We start from the raw sequence: 18,303 nt of genomic DNA on the forward strand, positions 1-18,303 counted from the left end.
GGCAGAGTCCTAACCGAGAAAGCCCTAATCAAGAAAGTACCAACTACTCTGTAGGAGAGATAGTCACCGGGGCGAACGAAGCTACTGCATTTCCGCCGGCACCTGGGTGATCAACATAAGAGGTGTTTTGCATTAAGGTGTAGTACACGTCCACAAAGTCATCATCATTCACTAATACACCATCAGGAATCACATCGATAATCTTGCCTGTGATCTGAGGGATGATCGCGTAACCCTGAACTTCTGGATCAGGAATCATCTTCAGTATCTCTTCTGCGGCTTGAACTAAGAGTTTTGCTAGCGCTTTATAGTCTGTTCCATCATCGTGCTCCATTAAGATCATATCTGCAGCGCCCCAGCGGTAGCGAGGCCAGAAAATGACCGTTTGATTTGGGTAGTACGTCTGTTTGTCGTAGTCCAGATAAGGCATTTCGACTAGATCTATTTGTGGCTCTAAGCGGCTTGAATCGACCCCTGTCACAATGGCGTAGATTTCAGCTTTGCCAGAGATCCACGGTTCTTGGTCTACAGCCAAACGAATCTTTTTTAACTGAGTGGTATTCAACGGCTCAGGTTCTGACATAGCCATGGAGCGCGTAGCCTTACCAATAAATGTTTGTGTCTTAATGCTACGGCTTTCACTGTTGCTGCTTGTGTTTTTGGAGCCTGAATTAATTTGCGTTGTTGTACCCAGCTTTTGCATTTCAGCTTGCATTGCCATTAAGCCTGCTTTGAGCTCTTCGGCACCGTTACTATCGACGACAAATACTGGGACGTCTGGCATTTGGTACACATCTAGTTCATGAACCTGTCCGTACACGTCATACGCTTCAATGTATTGCCAATTCGAATCATCACCTGATGGTTCAAATGCGAATAATGGACTTTCACCGTTTTTCCAGGCTTCAATCATCGCTTCATCGGCCATGCGAATCTCTAGCAAAGAGTCACTGAAGTCGTTGACCCCTTTCATCTTGCGGTAGCTAAGGTCGGCTTTCTGCATCTTGCTTGAAAACGCAGAGTAGGACTTGGCTGAGTTAAGCTTGTCTATCGGCGTAGACAGCTGCTTTTCTGTTATCTGGTCTTTTAAAGAAAGCTCAAGTTCGGAGTAGCGGGCACTGATTTGCAACGCCAAAGATTGCTTTTGTGCTGAGGCGTTCTCCGAAAGAGATCGTGAGTTTGTTGTGTCGATGTTGTTTGCATAGGACTGAAAGCCAACCACTGTCGTTGCAAGTACCATACTGATAGAAAAAGATGGTCTCATAAATAATCCTTATTTTAGTTTTTATCATTAATAGAGCATTTGCCCTATAAGGATTAACCTATCAGTAACGTGAATGTGTTTAAAAGTTAGACAGCTATTTTTATTTCATTGTGCAGCACAGGATCCCAATTTAAGTAATTTATAAAATATCAAACGGATGTTGGCTTGATATATGCGAATTTATAAACCAATCAATAGTTAATTAACAAGATTATTAACTATTGAGGCTTTTCTTATATATGTTTAGATATGCGAATGTATGTTGGTTGTCATATTGATAGATACGAAAAAGGGCTAGCGATTGGCTAACCCTTTTATGTCTATAAGCACACGGCAGTACTTATAAATACTGATGGTTGTAACTGTAATTGTAACTGTAACTATCAGTACGACGCAGCGCTAAATAATGTCGTTTAGCCTTGTGATTGCTCTGCGGATGCCATGTACATTTGCATCTCTTCTAAGCTTGTTTTTGCGATAACTTGGTTATCAATAGAGTAGTGAACTTCATCGCCAAAGCGCTCGCCCGTTAATGTCGCGTGAGAACCGTCGTTGTAAGTTAGCTCAATTGCGATTTGGTCCTCGTTGATCACTCTCATGTCACTGTGGTCAATCACATGCTTTGCCAGCGGGTCGATTGGCGCATCTGTTAGGCTGTCATCCAGTTGATCATTGATATCAATGTAGGTATCTACTTTGGTGTCAAAGATGTGTGGTTTCTTGTTGATTGGGTTCTTACCCGTCCAGAATTCCAGTGAGTTAAACACGATGTAATCGGCGGCAACGGTAATACCGTAAGCAGGGGCAAGTAACATGTTTAGGCCACCACGAGCGTAACGGTTATCAACGGCTTTAACGTTAAACTCCATTAATTTTCCTGTCACAGCATTGCTGCCCACACAGCCAAATAAGGTCACAAGGCTCATTGAGATTATTATCGGTTTTACAAGTCGGTTCATCATTATCTATTTCTACACGTGTCTGTTTAGGAACCGAGAATTATGTCAAAGTCATCTGCGTTCTAATATAACGCCACGCCTATACTAGATATCAGGAAATCCTATATCTCTATATAAACCAGAGCCTTGCCTATTAACCTTGTCTGTTTTTCTCGCTATTCAATTCGATCCTATCGTACTAGTTCATGTTATTTGAACTTGGTGTTTTTACAATGAACTGTCATGCCCTTAACTGAATGATGGGAATGAAACACGATAATAGAAGGTAAGTTAAACGATATTATTTTCACCGTTTATTGATTTAAATGACCGCCTAAAGGGCTCGAATGAAACGATTTAATCTGAACCTCATCTATTACTTTATTGCGATATATGAAGAAGGAAACTTAACGTACGCAGCAGAACGGCTCAACATCTCACAACCTAGTCTCAGTGCCCACTTGAAGCAGCTCCGAGATGAGTATCGCGATCTGCTCTTCGTTAGAAAATCGTACACACTCGAACCAACGCCCGTTGCTAACGACTTGTACCCGATATTCAAGCAAGCGCACAAGCTTATTTCACACTCGCTGCCTGAAACCCACGACTTTGAACCGAAAGAGTGCAGCTACACGTTTAGAATTGCCGCGATGAGTATTTCAAGCAGCGTGACGCTGCCACAAGTTCTGGATAGGATTCAGAAAGAAGCACCAGACTGTGTTATTGAAATCGTGAACATCAAAGAAGACATGGCGACCGACATTCGAGAGAAAAAGATCGACCTTGTTGTCGACTTAACCAGCGCACATCCCACCTTATTAAGCCAAGAGGTATGGAGCGACGAGTTGTGTATCGTGTGTAGCCAAAACCACTCGAACATCGACGAGCAAGTCAGCTTAGAGGGATACCTTTCAGAAAAGCATGTGACACTCACACATGATAACTACCGAGTGAACCAACTCTCTGAGTTTCACAGCCCAATCTTTTCAGAGCGAAAAGTAGCAAGAAAGCTGAATTCGATCGCTGACTTCTCTGAGACCATCTACAACAGTGATTGGATCGCCACCTTCCCCAAAAGTGTGGCGAAAGCGTACTTCGATGAAGAAAAAATAAAGATGTTTGAACTGCCATTCGAATACAACAAGCCATCATTGAGTGTGTATTGGCACAGCAATCGCAATGACGACATCGTAAACCGATGGCTAAGAGAACTGTTTACCAGTGAGATCTTAAAACTGTCTGCGTGATTAATTCGGCATCTTAAGAGGTCGCCGAAGTCTCTAGAACAACTCAGCCTTCTAATAAGCAATCAAGCCTACTCATATGAGTAGGCTTTGTTATTTTTTGCTACCTTCAGCGGTACGTTCTAACTCAATCTAAGCGCAACGTGAGGCCAGAGTAGTTCGAGTATCCGCGCAGTAACACATGATAAGTCACGCCCGGTTGCGCGCTCACACTGCACTGCTCATTGTTGCCAGCGCGATAAGGGCGACAGTCGTAACTCGATGTCGTTGGTTTGCTGCCTGATTTCACGTAAAGATCGGCATCGCCTGAACCGCCAGACATTGAAACCGTCACGCTTGATGCAGAATCAACAGTGAATGTGTAGAAGCTTTCCGAAGATTGATTCCCGCTTAGGTTCGTAATCGGTGTGCCTTTCGTCAGTACATTGACAGTTGGAGGCGTGACACCACAACTCGCATTCACGCCGACGGTATTAAAAGCATCTTCAACATCGGCAAACACATAGCCCATGTCGGCTGCGGCTTTCGCTACGCCACAAGCACCGGCATCAAAGGTACTGTTTGCCGTCCAATACAGTTGGTTTGCGACTGTGAATATTTCAAAGCCCTTACGTACATTCCAACCCGATTTGTTCGCTAAAAGGTAAAAGGCGCGGTTGTAAACACCGCTAGATAAGTGAACGTTCAAACCGTCGTAATATTGAGAGGCATGATCAATCGAGCGGCCATCTTTTGAAGGTTGATCAAAGTAACGCAAACCACCTTCCGATTTGAAGATATCGCTACCAACCACCCAATCCACATTGCCACGCAAGTAGTATTCAGCCGCTTCGCCCGCAATATCGGAGAAGGCTTCATTCATACCGCCTGACATGTTTCGGTAAACGAGCCCCGAGTTTTGCTCTGTGAACCCGTGGCTGACTTCGTGAGCACTCACGTTGATATCGACCAATGGGTAAAAGGTATTTTTGCCATCTCCAAAAGTCATGGATGTACCATTCCAGAAGGCATTTTCATAATCCGTGCTGTAGTGAACTCGCATCGTCAGCTGGAAAGTCAAAGGCGACGTATTCATCCACTCTTTGTACATATCGAAGACAACATTACCGAAGTAGTGCGCATCGTTAAGAGGCGAGTAAGCCCCGTTAATGTATTTATGATCGGTGTAGTTGGTTCCGTCGGCACAGTTGTAGCTGTAGGCTGTGTTGCCAGACGTTCCGTTCCTCAAATCGACTGTCTTAACTGATTCATTTTCTAACTTACACGTCGTGCCTGTTTTGTCGATGGGAAAGCTAGGGAAGTCACTGCCATATTCATATCGAGTGGTTTTGAGGTTACCACCTGGGCCAGTACCCAATGCTTTAGCGTGGTTTAGTCCATTCCATTTTTGGAGCACATCGCCAGTTGTGGCATCAATAAAGTAGAAAGGGCGCTCTGGCATTGAGGACGCGATAAAGAAATCGACCAGATACACCACTTGGGCGACTTGGTTCTCATCCAATCTCACCATCAGTTTCGCGTTTTTATTTTCAATCGACTTTTTGCCGACGGTAAACGTGCGATGAGCGGACAGTGCGGCTTCAATCGCTTGCTCTTGATTCAGTTTTGGCGCGATGCTGGATAGGTCACCACTGATCCCCTGTGCCATGGAGCCGAACACCTGAGTGGGTTGGTTCTTGGAAAGGGTAGCGACAACCGAAGTGTCAAAGACGGGTAAACCTAGATGAGTTTGTTGGTAGCGGACTTTGGTTTTTCCATTGGGCAATACCACCCGTTTAACTTCAGAAAAACCTAATTCTAGTGGGGCAACACTCTTCGACTGAGCGACGAGGCTTTGTTGTAGTAATGCATCATTATCGACTCTGACCATTTCTGCAGCGTGTGCATTAAAGCCAAAAGATGTACCTAGAATAGCTGCTATTTTCCAGCTTAGTTGACGTTGTTGGTTCATTTTTCGTTCCTGATTTTAATATAAACTCCTTCTTCCCAACGGCTTTATAGGAAGTCTATATGCAACACACTAATGCCATGTGTTGCGAATCAAGATTGGAAGATCATTTGGATTTATGACAAGTTTATCAGGGAGATTTATTTTTAGAGTATGTAATTCAAAGTTTACAAAAGCTCTTATTGATCAAATTGTTTTTATAAAATCTAATTTTATTATTTATCGTAAATACATGAAGAGGTGAGAGTTATTAAAATCCGCTTTGTTTTAATTTATAGAATGAAAGTATCTAAGTTAACTTCGATATTTTCCTGTTTTCATCTTAATAACAAATTAGTAAATAATAGAATTTTTGGAAGTGGCAATATTGTCTTTATTATCAATAGTAAACTTGCTTTAACAATATCAATCAAAGAACTTATCAAGTTTTCTTCATTTAGTTCTGTGAGACATAAAATTTCTACGTTTTCTTGTTCAATCACAAACTAATAAACATAAGTCATTGTTATGAAAAGAGTCAGTCGCTTAAGATAGGTCATATAAAAACTAGACTGAAAAACGCTGCATTTAGATATGGAATTTTTCTGTCTGATATTTGTTAATTTACAGCTTGAAAATTCACCTGTATGATGTTCTGTAAATAAAAATGTAAAGGTATTTAACTATGAAAAAAGCTGTATTAGCTTTAACTATCGCGTTGTCTTGCTCTAGTGTTTTTGCTGCATCTATAGATAAGGCAAATCTACTTTCCGAACATGGTTTGCATGCACAAGCTAAAGAAGAATTAATTGATGTGATCTTCAGTAAATCAAACAGTAAAGTGAAAGCTAAAGCATACTATGAACTTGGCAACATCTCTTTCGAAAATAACCAAGTATCACCAGCTTTAAGTTCTTGGAAAAAATTAGTAGAAATTTATCCGAGTTCGCCCGAAGCCAAAATTGTAAAAGGCCGCCTTGAAGAGCTATCTCAAATTGTTGGGGAGAACGCTCAGGAGAGCGTAGATAATGCTATTGCAGCTTCATATCTTAAGCATGCAGACTTCTGGTCTGATGACCGAGCTAATACATTTATTATTGACTCTAGCTGGATTCCAAAAGTAGAGGCTGCTAATAAGTGGTACGATAAAGTTATTGTTGAGTTTCCAAATTCAAAGGCTTCTAGAATTGCGCATGAAGAAAAATTAAGAACTCTACTTGGTTGGGAAGAGCGAGGAAAGTATGGCTCATCTTATGGAGTAAAACGAGACTTTGGTACTTATATGCCACAAGTGTTAGAAACTTTTGCTTCATTAGAAAATGAGTTTCCAAATGCACCTACTTTGCAAGCCTTTAGATATCAAATTGCTCAAGCTTATTGGAGTGCAAAGCAATGGGATAATACTCGTAAATGGTTAAATTCTATCATTGAGAAATCTAATGGTAAGGATAACTTCTACAAAGATGCTGCCGAGAGAAGACTCAAAAAAGTTGAGTACTAAGAAGTGACTAAACAAAGTATTTAAGAGTGATTCACAACGCTGGCACCTTCAATTCAAGCAAGTTTAGTGTTTATAGCACAATGGTTTAGGTAAGGTGTCTGCGTTGTTCACTCCTCAACTTGGCGGCATGAGTTTTCTTAATATTATTAGCAGTATCGACTTACTTTAAAGGATACAAAAATGTTCCAAGTTGAAATGACTATAAATGGCAAGCCGATGACGAAAGCCAATATTCAAAATGAATTAGAAAAAGCAATGTTAGAAGCAGTAGTTGAAGGCATTAAAGAAACAGTTGAGTCTGCTATTTCAAAAGATGAAGCACTACAAATAAAAATCGATGTTGTTGGAAATGATATCGAAGATTTATCACTAAAAATAAGTGGTCCAGATGACATAGTAGTTAAGATAGAGGCTGTTCTAGCTGAGTAGTCTCCCTGCCCATAATAAACGACTATAGCGTGAACAACTTATTTTTTGCGTTGTTTTCATCCCAGATGGCACACATTCACTCACGCCTTTTCGGGACGTTAGTACTCAGGAGTAAAATTTGGCTTTAGAGGAAGTATGTTCAACTACATCTATGTGGATCGAACCAAAATACGTTGTTCCAGCATTCATGGTTTTGCTGTCGTCAGGTCTTTTCCCGTTTCTCTTACATAAATATAAAGTGAAGCGAGAACGAGAAGAAAAGCTCTTTGACACGAGAAAAGAAGAGTATCAGGGGTACTTTAAGAAAATGGAAGAAGCCGCGAGGTTAGCGGGACAGGACTACGATAAATATTTGACTGAAACGCTGCCTAACGCTTCACGTCAGCTCTATGAAGCCCATTCTTCTCCAGAAGCTCTAGTCGAATATCAGCAAACACTAAATGCTTTCACCAAAGACATTAATGACGGGTTTATGAAAGCTACGAATGAGCTTGTTAGCCTTAGAATTGTATGTAGTAATCAGTTAGCTTTACTGTTGGATGATTTTGAGGGGACATACCAAGCTATGATGAGTTTACAACCTCAGATGCTGGAGGAAATTCAGCTATCTCTTACTCCGGAATCCTTTATTACTGGTAAATTCAACTTCGAAACTCCGAGTAAAATTCAGATGAATGAGCTGGGAGTTTCTTTAGTTGAAACTAGAAACTTGATAATTAAGACAATGCGCAAAGAGTTGGGATTTGAGCACTAACATAAATTTAAGATTGATTTGGTGTGCGTGGCAGGTATGGAATTCGAATATAAGAAAGTAGACTCCAATCATAGAGACTTTAATTCATTAATTGTTGAGTTGAATTTGTCACTTCGCCAGATTACTAATGACACAGGTGAAAGCTCATTTGTATCTGACGCTTTTAACCCATCAAAAGATGGATGCATCGTGGTGTATCTGAATGATAGCGCTGTGGCATGTGGGGTGTTTAGATATCACGAAAGTGAAGTTTGTGAACTTAAGCGGATGTACTCTAACAAAGCCGGTGCTGGCTCATATTTATTGAAACAACTCGAATGTCTTGCGATCGAAAAAGGGTATCGAAAAGCCGTTTTATCGACACGTAGAGTTAACTCAAAAGCGGTGACCTTTTATTGTCGCCACTCTTACTCAGAATCCAGTGCGTATGGCAAATATGTCGGTGTAGACCGTTCGATTTGCCTCTCAAAGATGCTAGTCATATAACTACCAAACCTATAGGGCATCAGTTTCACGTAGGAAATATGACAAGCGACCAACTATTGGAAAAGGCACTTTATAGCAGCGCCTTTCCACAACCTCGCTCGCTTAAAGCCTACTTAGCAACGAATCACCTTAATAACTATTTCAGAACAACCGACAATGTGTGGCTTAGAACGAGTGAGCTGATAGACCAAACTGAGATAAAAGTTTTAGGCGAGTACTCTGCAACGGTGCAAGCGCCGAAGTTTACGGATCTCCCACGCAAAGGCGAACGTTTGCCTTTTGTTTCTCGGAATTTAATTGCAACAGTAAATCACATATAAACATAGAGGTAGCGCACAGAATCGAAAAAGGGGATATCGCGATTACGTAATCATTGATCTAGCCGATAGTGAGATAGTGATAAGAGGTCGATAATTCGTTGTCGGATCTAAATTAGAACTTTAAATCTAATTTCTAAGTAGTTGTTATCTCAGGAAGAGTCTTTGTGCTATGCGCCCCTATATTAAATACATTATCCCTATTTTAATTCCTTTCATTATCCTCGTAATGCCGCTATCAGCGTTTCCATTTGAAGGCCTTACGATTATTCAACAACGCGTTATCGCGATCTTTTTATTAGCGGCATTGTGCTGGGTGTTCGAGCCCATTCCGATCTACGCGACGTCTGTTGTTATTATCGTTCTGCAATTGTTGATGTTGTCGGATAAAGGGCTGATCTTTTTAAGGTTTGAGCATGGGCAGGAACATTTTGGTGAGTTGTTAAAATACAGCGACATCATGGCGACATTCGCCAGCCCAATCATCATGCTGTTTTTGGGCGGTTTTTTCTTAGCAATGGCCGCCACTAAGTATCGATTGGACGTAAACTTAGCCCGTGTATTATTGAAGCCATTTGGACAAGACCCAAAGTTTGTGATGCTCGGCTTAATGCTGATCACTGGTATCTTTTCGATGTTTATGTCTAACACGGCAACAACGGCAATGATGCTCTCTATTTTAACGCCGGTACTGGCTGTGTTTGGCCCGAAAGACCCCGGTCGTATAGCGTTTGCGCTTTGTATTCCTGTTGCCGCTAACATCGGTGGCATTGGTACCCCGATCGGTACCCCGCCGAACGCTATCGCACTTAAATATTTAGTTGGCGATAACCTCATTACGTTCGGTGAATGGATGGCATTTGGTGTGCCGTTTGTCATTATTATGATGGCGTTAGCGTGGTTTTTAATAGGCTTTATGTACAAAGCTGACCAAAAGAAAATCGAGCTAAGCATCAAAGGCAAATTCCTTAAAACGCCCAAAGCCATTGCGGTATACGTCACTTTTGCGCTAACCATTATTCTTTGGTTAATGGGCTCAAGCCATGGCATGAACTCTTATACCGTCGCTCTGATTCCTGTCGCTGTGTTCTCACTCACAGGGATCATCAATAAAGAAGACCTGAAAAAGATTTCTTGGGACGTACTGTGGCTTGTATCAGGTGGTATTGCGCTTGGTTTAGCTCTCGATAAAACTGGCTTAGCAAGGCTGGTGGTACACAGCATTCCGTTTGATACTTACTCACCCTATGTGGTGTTGTTCGGAGCGGCGTTCTTGTGTTTGGTAATGGCAAACTTTATGTCTCATACCGCAACGGCTAACTTGTTAATGCCAATTATGGCTGCATTAGGGTCGTCTATGGCTTCACTTACGCCACTAGGCGGTGAGTTAACGTTAATTCTGGTTGTGACTTTTGCCGCTTCATTAGGTATGTCTCTGCCAATCAGTACGCCACCGAATGCGTTGGCTCATGCCACTGGTCATGTGCAAAGTAATCAAATGGCCAGAATCGGTATTATTTTGGGTGTGGTTGGTGTGCTACTGAGCTTTGTTATGGTGTGGGTGCTACATTCAATTGGTCACATAGGATAACGATACGTGTATCAACAAAAGCTAGAAGCACTTATCGATCGTTATTTTAATCAGACAGAACGTCGGGTGACGTGCCGTGCTGGTAACACCATTATTGAACAATCAGCGTTAAACACACGTTTATATTATGTGTTTAGTGGAGAACTGGAAGGCTTTTATACCGAAGCGAATGCACCGCGAGTACGCGTGTTTAGCGCGGGTAGTGGGGCTTTTATAGGCGTTCACAGCTTCTTTTCAGGTAATTGGACAGCATCTTCAACGGTTGTTGCCAAAACCGATGTTGAGTTAGCGTGGATCGATAAAGACACGCCGGCAGAAGATGAACGTAAATTTGGCCCTCTTACCGCACAGTTTACACCTGTGATCGTCAATGAGTTGTCGCGTCGTCAACGTCGTGCAACACAAGAAGCGATAGCGAAACAAAAAGCGCTAGAGAAGTTACATACTGCTGAGCAAATGACGACCTTGGGTCAATTGGCTGCAGGGATTGCCCATGAGCTTAACAACGCTATTGGTGTAGTAAATAGTAAATCTGGCCGACTTGAAACGGTCATCATGGATCTACTTGAAGAAGTGCATCCAGAAGCCAGTCAATTTTTCGATTTTGGGTTAATGCATGGTCAGAAAACGTCGTCGTCAGAAGCGCGAACACGTGGGCGACAATTTGAAAGAAAATATGGTTTAGATAAAAACATTGCACGCTCTCTTGCAAAGGCGATTCCAATTAACGCTTTATCTGCAACAGACGTTATTTCAAAACATTGGCTGAAAAACCCAGAAGAAGCGATTCGCTTTTGGCAGATGGGCTGTGATTTACATGATTTACGTTTGGCATCTAGACACACCGTTGGCATCGTAAAATCGGTTAAACAACTTGGCAGAATTGATATTGACACCGAAGAAGCGGTTGATATTAACGACTCCATTAACCATGCCTTATCGTTGTTACAAAGTGAGTTACGTAGAGTATCTGTGCGATTGAGCCCAGCAGATTTGCCGCCTTTTAAAGGATCGAAAACAGAGCTCGTTCAGATTTGGGTCAACATTGTAAAGAATGCTTGTGATGCAATGTCGAATTCAGACGATGCTGCAATAGAAATTCAAACCAGATTAAGTAAGAAAAGAATATTAGTTACGATTGCGAATAACGGCCCTGAGATAGACGAGGGGACTCGTAGAAAGGTATTTCAGCCCAACTTCACCACTAAAAAAGGTGGTTTATCGTTTGGATTGGGCTTGGGTTTATCAATCGTTAAGCGGATTGTGGCGGGTTATGGCGGAAGTATCATTGTGAAAAGTGATGCTTCTAAAACTGTATTTAGAATCAAGTTACCAATAGAGGGTGAACATGGAGAAGCTTAATTTAATCTGTGTCGATGACCAGAGAGAAGTACTGAGCGCAGTGGTACAAGATTTAGAGCCGCTGGCGAGTTGGCTGAATATTGAAGATTGTGAATCAGCGCAAGAAGTGCTTGATCTCATTGATGAACTTGACGCAGAAGGCGAACACATTACCGTCATCGTGTCTGATCATGTAATGCCAGGGAAAACGGGTGTGGAGTTACTCACTGAAGTGTTCCATGACAGCCGCTTTCCGAATACAAAGAAAATTCTTCTTACGGGGCAGGCCACTCACACCGATACCATCAATGCGATTAATGCAGCAGGCATCGACCGTTACTTTGAAAAGCCTTGGCAAGCAAACACGTTAGTTGAATGTATTCGCACTCTTGTCACTGAGTACATATTTGACCAAGGGCTTGATTACACGGACTATCAGAATGAGCTCGACCAGCAGGTTGTGTTGAGACGCTTACGCTAGTTTCTTACGTTAGTCTCTTGCGTTAGCCATTTACGTTAGTTTCTTGCGCTAGTCATTTATGTCAGTCGCTTGAAATTATATGCACCGAAGGAAGCTTTCTGAAGGAGTTTGTCTTTGAAAGACGTAATCATTCGGTGCATATATTGCTCCTCTCATTTTAGTCTTAAATGAGACCTCAACCTGCTTGGTTCTACGACTGACGCAGGTGTAATGTGGACAACTTTATGGAACATTGGCAAGTCTAAATATCGAGTCGATAAATCCTTGCAGCGCTCTCAGTGGCATAGAAAAAACTCGCTTCACCATGAGCACAGTAGTGATAGCTAAATCACTGAACCGACGTGGCCTCCCGTGCTTATTATGTTTGCTTTGCGCCCACCCGCTTATCGCTTCTTCACTAATCCAAAGGTCAGAGATCCGCGGTTAATGAGTGATGGGTTGTATTGCTTCCAGTAGGTCGTTTTGTTACGAGGTTTAGGCATGTTCAAGGTATGGTTTTTGAATTCCCTAGAGGTTCAGTTGATTCCGGTGAGTTGGGTAGCCAAACCGCAATTAGAGAATTGTGGGAAGATACAGGTCTTAAAGATTTACAACTTCTCGGTACTCATCAAGCTTTGAATAACGTCGGTGGTGAGATTCATTATGTAGTTTTGCGTGCGGTTCAGAATGATGAGCCTAAAATGGTCGAAGCAGAAAGACAGCAAACTTTCTATTGGCTAGAGCCCTAAGCTATTTCTCTTGATGATTTTTATCGCGCAGATATCGAGTTTATAGAGCACCATTTGAGCCGGTTTGCTTCTCAAATACGCCAGTCACATCACCACCATCTTTATTCATCGTTAGTTTCACGGAGAAAACATGACAAGCGACCTTCGGCTAACGCGAGCGATTCGCAGTTTGTACTTGTTCTATTGAGTAAAAATAAGTCTGGTGGACGGATGTGAATATCTAACTGGGACTTACCACATTAACGCCGATATATATGTTTTGAAGTGAGGCTGGATTCATAATAGGCTAACTCGTGCCTGCGTAATACGGGCTCACGTCTCAGTCGATTTTTGTGTGTACGATTAAACAGTCGATGTGGATGTGTCTCTCACTAATAACGTGACGTTAGCACTAAGAGCCATACTACAAGGAGGTTTTATGTTTCCATTAGATATATTTGTTACTTACACGCTGGCTTGTTTACTGCTAGTTATCTCGCCGGGGCCGGATAATTTGCTTGCTATAGGTCGAGGTTTAAGCCAAGGCCGATTGGCAGCAATAATGTCAGGTATGTCTTCTGGGGTGGGTATTCTATTTCATGTCGTTGCCGCGACCTTTGGGCTTACCCTTCTCATTCAAACATCTGAAGTAGCGTTTTACGTTGTCAAACTCGTTGGCGCAGCTTACCTAATTTGGTTGGGTGTGAAAGTGCTTCGTACGAGAAATTTGTTCACATTAGAACCAGCGAAAAAACAGCCTCTAAAAGTCATCTTTTCTACGGGTTTTCTATCTGCCGCGCTTAATCCAAAGCCAGGTATGTTTGTTCTTGCTTTTGTACCTCAATTTGTATACCCAAGTTTAGGGTCAGTGACAACTCAAATGATCGGTTATGGCGTTTGGTTTGCTTTATTAACGGCAGTTGGCTTTAGCTTAATGGGTGTTTTCTCGTCTCAATTATCAGAGTGGTTCAGGAACAAGCCTAAGTTAGTGTCAGGGTTGAATATTGGTGCAGGTATTACATTCGTTTCTTCTGGGTTAGCTGTGGCGTTTATGAAGCAGCGATAATCTGTGCGGTAGGCATTGATTTGGTAAGATTCACAACGTTTGGCATTTTTACTTTGGGTGCCAATCGTTTTAGTTGGTAGTCGTAATCACAATTCAACAGAGCGCTCGGCTGCAATGTGATTTAAACAAAATAGATAGGATATTTTATGGACAATGAGCAATTAGAGTATGCAGGCTTTTGGGTGCGATTAGGAGCTGCGTTGATTGATACCTTCCTGTTCTTGCTGGTGACTATGCCTTTATTGTATTGGGTATATGGTGACTACTATTTTGATTCAGATGAGTTCATCTTAGGCTGCTGGGATATGTTGTTAAATTGGGTGTTCCCTTTTATCGCAACGGTTATATTCTGGGTTTATCGATCGGGCACTCCAGGCAAAATTGCTTTGAAGCTTCAAGTTGTGAATGCGGAGACCGGAGAGGCGCTTTCTACGGGCAAATCAATTTTAAGGTACCTTGCGTATTACGTAAGTATTCTTCCACTGTGTTTTGGCTTTGTTTGGATTGCGTTTAGCGGAAAGAAACAAGGTTGGCATGATTTAATTGCCAATACAGTCGTTGTTAGGCCTACAAATAAGGGCATTGAACCCGTAAAGTTTGGAAAGCGAGCTTAAGAATAATGCCAACTTATAGTTAATGCATGATGTTTTTTGTTCCAACTTGGTTTGGTGTAATTGGTATAACTATCGTTCTGCATACGTACCGACGATTTGCATACGTAGTGGTCCTGATGACTTCGCCAGACCGCGGTGCCTTTGATTTAGGTTAGTTCTCAACTTCTAGCGAATTATGTATTGCTCTATAATGATCGCGTATTACATGAGAAGAAGATATTGATGAACAATAATAGAGAAATAATTACATACCTCCGAGAGAGTATTCCGGTGTTTGAATGCGTTAAGGGCTGTCATGATTGTTGTGGGCCCGTAACGACTTCTTCTGAAGAAATGTCGCGGCTACCAGTGAAGACTGACGCTGAGCATGAAGCTGCCCTAGATGAATATAATTGTGTGCATTTAGGGCCTAATGGGTGCGAAGTGTATGAAGAAAGGCCACTAATCTGTCGATTATTTGGCACAACACCTCGTATGGCATGTCCAAATGGGTGTCGTCCAACAGAGATGGTCGATTTGAAAATTGAACGTCAGGTGCATTACTTCATCAGGAACACTCGCCAAGTTTTAGTGTAGTTGGCTCGATAGCCAACAGATCGAACCACAATCACGTAAGCATTAAAGATAGCTCACTTAACAGCATTTTCAGTTTCGTACTTGTTAGGCAATGAAGAAGTGGCGACTAACTTTAACGCACGTTGACTCCTCCCCCCCAATTTTATTATTGAGGCAGATCGAAAAGATCGGGTTTTCATACAATCCTATATTGGCATCTATCCATACTGAATCCAGGAGGAAAGTATGAGATGGTTAATAATTAAAAATGCGTTCATTACGCTTACTATAGGGTTTGTAATTGTATGGCTAAGTTCTCGAGGAGACTATCTAGCCACAGCGTCAGTTTACCCGTTCGACTTTGTGTTCTTATGGTTGGGCGTTGTTTTAGCTGGCTTCGCATCGATTTATACAATAGATGACCTTCAACGAGGTTCATGGCATAAGTCTGCTGTGATTTATGCATTTTATTATTATGGTGCATTCGGTCTTTTTGCAGACGGTCACGTTGCGGGTTGGGCTCATAGCACTGGTTACATTGAGAAATTGTTTATGTCTGGCTTTATAATTTTCGTCTCGTTATTTTCAATAGTCGTGCCGTTAATCGTGTTCACGATCTCTGTTATACAGGCACATCTTCTTTCTATCGCAGTTGAAAATAGACAGCTGTAAACAAGTCAATTATCTATGTTTATGAGTTCTTAAATAGGTGTGTTAATTAGTTAAATAAGATGCGAAGGTAAGCCTCAATATCCATCATTTTGTACATGGAGGTACAATGAACATCGGTATATATATTTATAATCAAGCAGAAGTTCTCGATTTCTCTGGCCCATTTGAAGTTTTTAGTACGGCAAAGCGCTTAGGTGCTGAAGATCTAAATGTATTCATGGTTTCTGAGCACGTCGAGCCAGTTGTCGCCCGTGGTGGGTTTAAGGTTCTGACTGACTACTCGTTACAAAATCATCCAGAGATAGATTTGTTAATGGTAGTTGGCGGTGTGCATACTGACGAGATGAACAAGTCGAATGTACTGGATTGGTTGGTATCCGTTGAGCCAAATGCTGAACAAGTTGTGTCAGTTTGCACTGGCGTGTTTTTATTGGCTAAAGCGGGCTTACTTAAGGGGTTAACAGTCACTACCCATTGGGAAGATATTTCCGACTTAGCATTACAGTTTCCTGATTTAAATGTGACTGCCGATCAGCGCTGGGTGACATCAGGTAAGTTCACAACTTCAGGCGGTATCTCAGCAGGTATAGATATGAGCTTGCATCTGATATCTGAGCGCTATGGTTTAGAATTCTCCACGATAGTCGCTCGGCAAATGGAGTACAACTGGCAGCGATACACATAACTAACGTTCTAAAAATATCACTATCAACTCTGACTATTTTTCAGCGCATGCAGTGAAGCTGAACGACGTACCTAGAATGGTTGATATCTTCTAGCTTACTTGACGTTGTGGGCTCTTTTTTCCTGATTTTAATCTAAATATCTTCTCCCACATCTTTATAGTAAGTCTATATTCAGCAACCTAATATCATGTGTTATTACAATATTTTAAGAGATTAATTTTTATTATTTATCGTAAATAATTTTTGAATTTAATGTGCTAATTTCGTTAAATTTAAAATCTATCAATAATTATATCTTTGGGTTTTCATATTGTTATTTCTATCAGTTTTCAGAATTTTGAGCAGGTATCAATCCAAACGGAACTGAGTTGTTTGTAAATAAACTTGTGAAATCTTGTGCGATGTTGCATATTTCCAATAAAGTTGGATTAGTATTATATAACCTCTTGTTATTTATAAAATAATTCAAGTAAGATTAGTGACGTAAAGAACGGAACAGAAAGCTTAGGATTATAAATCAGACGCTGTCTGCTTAATAACCGCTATACGCCATAGCATTCTATCAAATAAAAGGAATCAGCATGTTTAAAGGGTTTAGTCTAGTCTTGTCAGTTTTCATTTGTACATTTGCACAAGCTAATACTTCCGTTGAGTTTGAAACTGCGCAAGAATTGTTGACGGCGATGGATGTTGACAAACAAATGTTAGGTGGCTTCGAGGCCATGTTGCCAATCGTTAATCAGCTTGCGGGTAAGCTTGAGCTTAACTCTCAAGAAACTGACCAACTAAAAGATATTTATAAAGATTGGTTTGAAAATGATATTGATAGAGTAAAAATGCGTATCGAAATTGCAAAGCTCTATTCTAATCAGTTTACCGTTACGGAAATGAACCAAATAATAGAGTTCTACGACACGCCAATTGGGCAAAAGCTGATACAAAAATCGCCAGAGTTAGCAAAGCTTGGAGCGCAGATTGGCATGACAGAGGCTCAAGAGAAGCAACAACAATTACTTGAAAAAATCACTCCTTTCATAAAGGAGCATAGTGCTAAGTAACTGGTGCATCGTTTGTGACTACGGAATGAATGATTGACCTTTAGCCGCGTTTTTTCCCATACGGTGCAATCTGTCAGAACCATGTGGGATGAAAATCCTCTACGTATTAAAGTTGTTATTACTGCCCTGTTGAGTCAGCCATTAAAACAAATATGGTGATTTACTATCACGTTAGTTTTTCGTTGAACAACTAAGGTGTTCACATCTTCATCATGCTGTATTACCGAGAGAAATCATGGACAGTCGTATCCAATTAAATTTTATTAAATACTTATTTTTAGAGTTGCTGTTTATTGTTATTGCACTAAGTCTTGTCTATTGGATATCAGACGGTGATCGTTCATCGCTGCTAACCATAGGGCTAATAATTTGTGTTCCTCCACTAATAAAAATTCTAATGTTGTGGTGGAAGCTTCGCGATAGCTCATTTGAAATCACGAACGGTCACGTACGTTTAAATGGAGTTGCTTGTGATGTGACTTTACAGCGCAGCTTTCTTCCGTTTCAAATTGGCTCATTTATCAAGCTTTCATACACGAAAGGTGCAATGCAGAAACACAATATTTACCTTTCTAAAGGCGCTATGAGCCAAGAAGAATGGAAGCATTTGTTAGCGTGTCGAACATAGTTCCACGGCTTTAGTTTGTGTTGTGCGTCAGTTTGTATTTCGGA

General features: G+C 41.3%; 18 protein-coding genes and 3 pseudogenes. 17 read left to right on the forward strand and 4 right to left on the reverse strand.

From position 1 onward, the window contains the following. Positions 1 to 43: 43 nt before the first annotated feature. The gene (locus tag L3V35_RS15640) at positions 44 to 1,264 is read right to left on the reverse strand and encodes a DUF3103 domain-containing protein (RefSeq protein WP_237300219.1); all 1,221 of its coding nucleotides are present in this window, start codon (positions 1,262 to 1,264) and stop codon (positions 44 to 46) included. Between the two features lie 413 nt (positions 1,265 to 1,677). Next, positions 1,678 to 2,226: a DUF3332 family protein gene (locus L3V35_RS15645; protein ID WP_054547429.1), complete on the reverse strand. Its 549-nt coding sequence runs from the start codon at positions 2,224 to 2,226 to the stop codon at positions 1,678 to 1,680. Positions 2,227 to 2,549: 323 nt separating this feature from the next. Here L3V35_RS15645 and L3V35_RS15650 point away from each other — a divergent pair, with 323 nt between their 5' ends. After that, on the forward strand, positions 2,550 to 3,449 hold the full coding sequence (locus L3V35_RS15650) for a LysR family transcriptional regulator (RefSeq protein WP_237300220.1): 900 nt from the start codon (positions 2,550 to 2,552) through the stop codon (positions 3,447 to 3,449). Positions 3,450 to 3,573: 124 nt separating this feature from the next. On the opposite strand, the gene L3V35_RS15655 is transcribed toward L3V35_RS15650, so the two are convergent. Beyond that, entirely contained in the window at positions 3,574 to 5,397 is a 1,824-nt protein-coding gene (locus L3V35_RS15655; RefSeq protein WP_237300221.1) for a M4 family metallopeptidase, read from the reverse strand. 661 nt (positions 5,398 to 6,058) lie between these two features. On the opposite strand from L3V35_RS15655, the gene L3V35_RS15660 reads away from it, so the two are divergent. The 8 genes and pseudogenes from L3V35_RS15660 (at position 6,059) to L3V35_RS15690 (ending at position 12,273) form a co-directional block, all read left to right on the forward strand. Continuing rightward, positions 6,059 to 6,874 carry a tetratricopeptide repeat protein gene (locus L3V35_RS15660; RefSeq protein ID WP_237300222.1) on the forward strand — a complete coding sequence of 272 codons (816 nt, stop codon included), beginning with the start codon at positions 6,059 to 6,061 and terminating at the stop codon, positions 6,872 to 6,874. Positions 6,875 to 7,054: 180 nt separating this feature from the next. After that, entirely contained in the window at positions 7,055 to 7,303 is a 249-nt protein-coding gene (locus tag L3V35_RS15665) for a hypothetical protein (RefSeq protein ID WP_237300223.1), read from the forward strand. 118 nt (positions 7,304 to 7,421) lie between these two features. Beyond that, the gene (locus L3V35_RS15670; protein ID WP_237300224.1) at positions 7,422 to 8,057 is read left to right on the forward strand and encodes a hypothetical protein; all 636 of its coding nucleotides are present in this window, start codon (positions 7,422 to 7,424) and stop codon (positions 8,055 to 8,057) included. Positions 8,058 to 8,093: 36 nt separating this feature from the next. Next, positions 8,094 to 8,543, forward strand: coding sequence for a GNAT family N-acetyltransferase (locus tag L3V35_RS15675; RefSeq protein WP_237300225.1), 450 nt, complete (start codon positions 8,094 to 8,096; stop codon positions 8,541 to 8,543). A gap of 38 nt (positions 8,544 to 8,581) precedes the next feature. Beyond that, a pseudogene (locus L3V35_RS25545) lies at positions 8,582 to 8,794 on the forward strand (hypothetical protein); the annotation flags it as partial. Between the two features lie 238 nt (positions 8,795 to 9,032). Continuing rightward, complete coding sequence (locus L3V35_RS15680) at positions 9,033 to 10,451, forward strand: SLC13 family permease (protein ID WP_237300226.1); 1,419 nt, start codon at positions 9,033 to 9,035, stop codon at positions 10,449 to 10,451. Positions 10,452 to 10,457: 6 nt separating this feature from the next. Continuing rightward, positions 10,458 to 11,813, forward strand: coding sequence for an ATP-binding protein (locus L3V35_RS15685; protein ID WP_237300227.1), 1,356 nt, complete (start codon positions 10,458 to 10,460; stop codon positions 11,811 to 11,813). Then, positions 11,800 to 12,273 (forward strand): response regulator, encoded by a 474-nt coding sequence (locus L3V35_RS15690; protein WP_048662187.1) that lies wholly within the window; start codon positions 11,800 to 11,802, stop codon positions 12,271 to 12,273. The genes L3V35_RS15685 and L3V35_RS15690 overlap by 14 nt, the downstream gene beginning before the upstream one ends. Before the next feature lie 141 nt (positions 12,274 to 12,414). Here the strand turns inward: L3V35_RS15690 and L3V35_RS15695 are convergent. Continuing rightward, positions 12,415 to 12,755, reverse strand: a pseudogene (locus tag L3V35_RS15695) (transposase); the annotation flags it as partial. A 9-nt stretch (positions 12,756 to 12,764) separates the two neighbouring features. Between L3V35_RS15695 and L3V35_RS15700 the strand changes: the two are divergent. The 8 genes and pseudogenes from L3V35_RS15700 to L3V35_RS15735 all read left to right on the forward strand — a co-directional run. Beyond that, positions 12,765 to 12,998 (forward strand): annotated as a pseudogene (locus tag L3V35_RS15700) (NUDIX domain-containing protein); the annotation flags it as partial. A gap of 421 nt (positions 12,999 to 13,419) precedes the next feature. Next, a complete protein-coding gene (locus tag L3V35_RS15705) occupies positions 13,420 to 14,046 on the forward strand; it encodes a LysE family translocator (RefSeq protein WP_237300228.1) in 627 nt (208 codons plus the stop codon). Positions 14,047 to 14,192: 146 nt separating this feature from the next. Further along, entirely contained in the window at positions 14,193 to 14,660 is a 468-nt protein-coding gene (locus L3V35_RS15710) for an RDD family protein (protein WP_237300229.1), read from the forward strand. Between the two features lie 222 nt (positions 14,661 to 14,882). Continuing rightward, positions 14,883 to 15,236 (forward strand): YkgJ family cysteine cluster protein, encoded by a 354-nt coding sequence (locus L3V35_RS15715; protein WP_267136143.1) that lies wholly within the window; start codon positions 14,883 to 14,885, stop codon positions 15,234 to 15,236. Between the two features lie 225 nt (positions 15,237 to 15,461). Then, complete coding sequence (locus L3V35_RS15720) at positions 15,462 to 15,887, forward strand: hypothetical protein (RefSeq protein ID WP_237300230.1); 426 nt, start codon at positions 15,462 to 15,464, stop codon at positions 15,885 to 15,887. 106 nt (positions 15,888 to 15,993) lie between these two features. Further along, on the forward strand, positions 15,994 to 16,572 hold the full coding sequence (locus L3V35_RS15725; RefSeq protein WP_237300231.1) for a DJ-1/PfpI family protein: 579 nt from the start codon (positions 15,994 to 15,996) through the stop codon (positions 16,570 to 16,572). Between the two features lie 582 nt (positions 16,573 to 17,154). Beyond that, positions 17,155 to 17,631: a DUF2059 domain-containing protein gene (locus tag L3V35_RS15730; RefSeq protein WP_054547659.1), complete on the forward strand. Its 477-nt coding sequence runs from the start codon at positions 17,155 to 17,157 to the stop codon at positions 17,629 to 17,631. A 235-nt stretch (positions 17,632 to 17,866) separates the two neighbouring features. Further along, positions 17,867 to 18,259 (forward strand): hypothetical protein, encoded by a 393-nt coding sequence (locus tag L3V35_RS15735; RefSeq protein ID WP_237300232.1) that lies wholly within the window; start codon positions 17,867 to 17,869, stop codon positions 18,257 to 18,259. The last annotated feature ends 44 nt before the right edge of the window (positions 18,260 to 18,303 follow it).

Origin of the sequence: Vibrio sp. L5-1, assembly GCF_021728315.1 — a bacterium.
Classification (GTDB): domain Bacteria; phylum Pseudomonadota; class Gammaproteobacteria; order Enterobacterales; family Vibrionaceae; genus Vibrio; species Vibrio splendidus_K.

What these genes read in the sequence shown, in the direction of transcription:
- L3V35_RS15640 (WP_237300219.1), bottom strand. Translation starts at nt 1,264, where the DNA reads ATGAGACCATCTTTTTCTATCAGTATGGTACTTGCAACGACAGTGGTT.
- L3V35_RS15645 (WP_054547429.1), bottom strand. Translation starts at nt 2,226, where the DNA reads ATGATGAACCGACTTGTAAAACCGATAATAATCTCAATGAGCCTTGTG.
- L3V35_RS15650 (WP_237300220.1), top strand. Translation starts at nt 2,550, where the DNA reads ATGAAACGATTTAATCTGAACCTCATCTATTACTTTATTGCGATATAT.
- L3V35_RS15655 (WP_237300221.1), bottom strand. Translation starts at nt 5,397, where the DNA reads ATGAACCAACAACGTCAACTAAGCTGGAAAATAGCAGCTATTCTAGGT.
- L3V35_RS15660 (WP_237300222.1), top strand. Translation starts at nt 6,059, where the DNA reads ATGAAAAAAGCTGTATTAGCTTTAACTATCGCGTTGTCTTGCTCTAGT.
- L3V35_RS15665 (WP_237300223.1), top strand. Translation starts at nt 7,055, where the DNA reads ATGTTCCAAGTTGAAATGACTATAAATGGCAAGCCGATGACGAAAGCC.
- L3V35_RS15675 (WP_237300225.1), top strand. Translation starts at nt 8,094, where the DNA reads ATGGAATTCGAATATAAGAAAGTAGACTCCAATCATAGAGACTTTAAT.
- L3V35_RS15680 (WP_237300226.1), top strand. Translation starts at nt 9,033, where the DNA reads ATGCGCCCCTATATTAAATACATTATCCCTATTTTAATTCCTTTCATT.
- L3V35_RS15690 (WP_048662187.1), top strand. Translation starts at nt 11,800, where the DNA reads ATGGAGAAGCTTAATTTAATCTGTGTCGATGACCAGAGAGAAGTACTG.
- L3V35_RS15705 (WP_237300228.1), top strand. Translation starts at nt 13,420, where the DNA reads ATGTTTCCATTAGATATATTTGTTACTTACACGCTGGCTTGTTTACTG.
- L3V35_RS15710 (WP_237300229.1), top strand. Translation starts at nt 14,193, where the DNA reads ATGGACAATGAGCAATTAGAGTATGCAGGCTTTTGGGTGCGATTAGGA.
- L3V35_RS15715 (WP_267136143.1), top strand. Translation starts at nt 14,883, where the DNA reads ATGAACAATAATAGAGAAATAATTACATACCTCCGAGAGAGTATTCCG.
- L3V35_RS15720 (WP_237300230.1), top strand. Translation starts at nt 15,462, where the DNA reads ATGAGATGGTTAATAATTAAAAATGCGTTCATTACGCTTACTATAGGG.
- L3V35_RS15725 (WP_237300231.1), top strand. Translation starts at nt 15,994, where the DNA reads ATGAACATCGGTATATATATTTATAATCAAGCAGAAGTTCTCGATTTC.
- L3V35_RS15730 (WP_054547659.1), top strand. Translation starts at nt 17,155, where the DNA reads ATGTTTAAAGGGTTTAGTCTAGTCTTGTCAGTTTTCATTTGTACATTT.
- L3V35_RS15735 (WP_237300232.1), top strand. Translation starts at nt 17,867, where the DNA reads ATGGACAGTCGTATCCAATTAAATTTTATTAAATACTTATTTTTAGAG.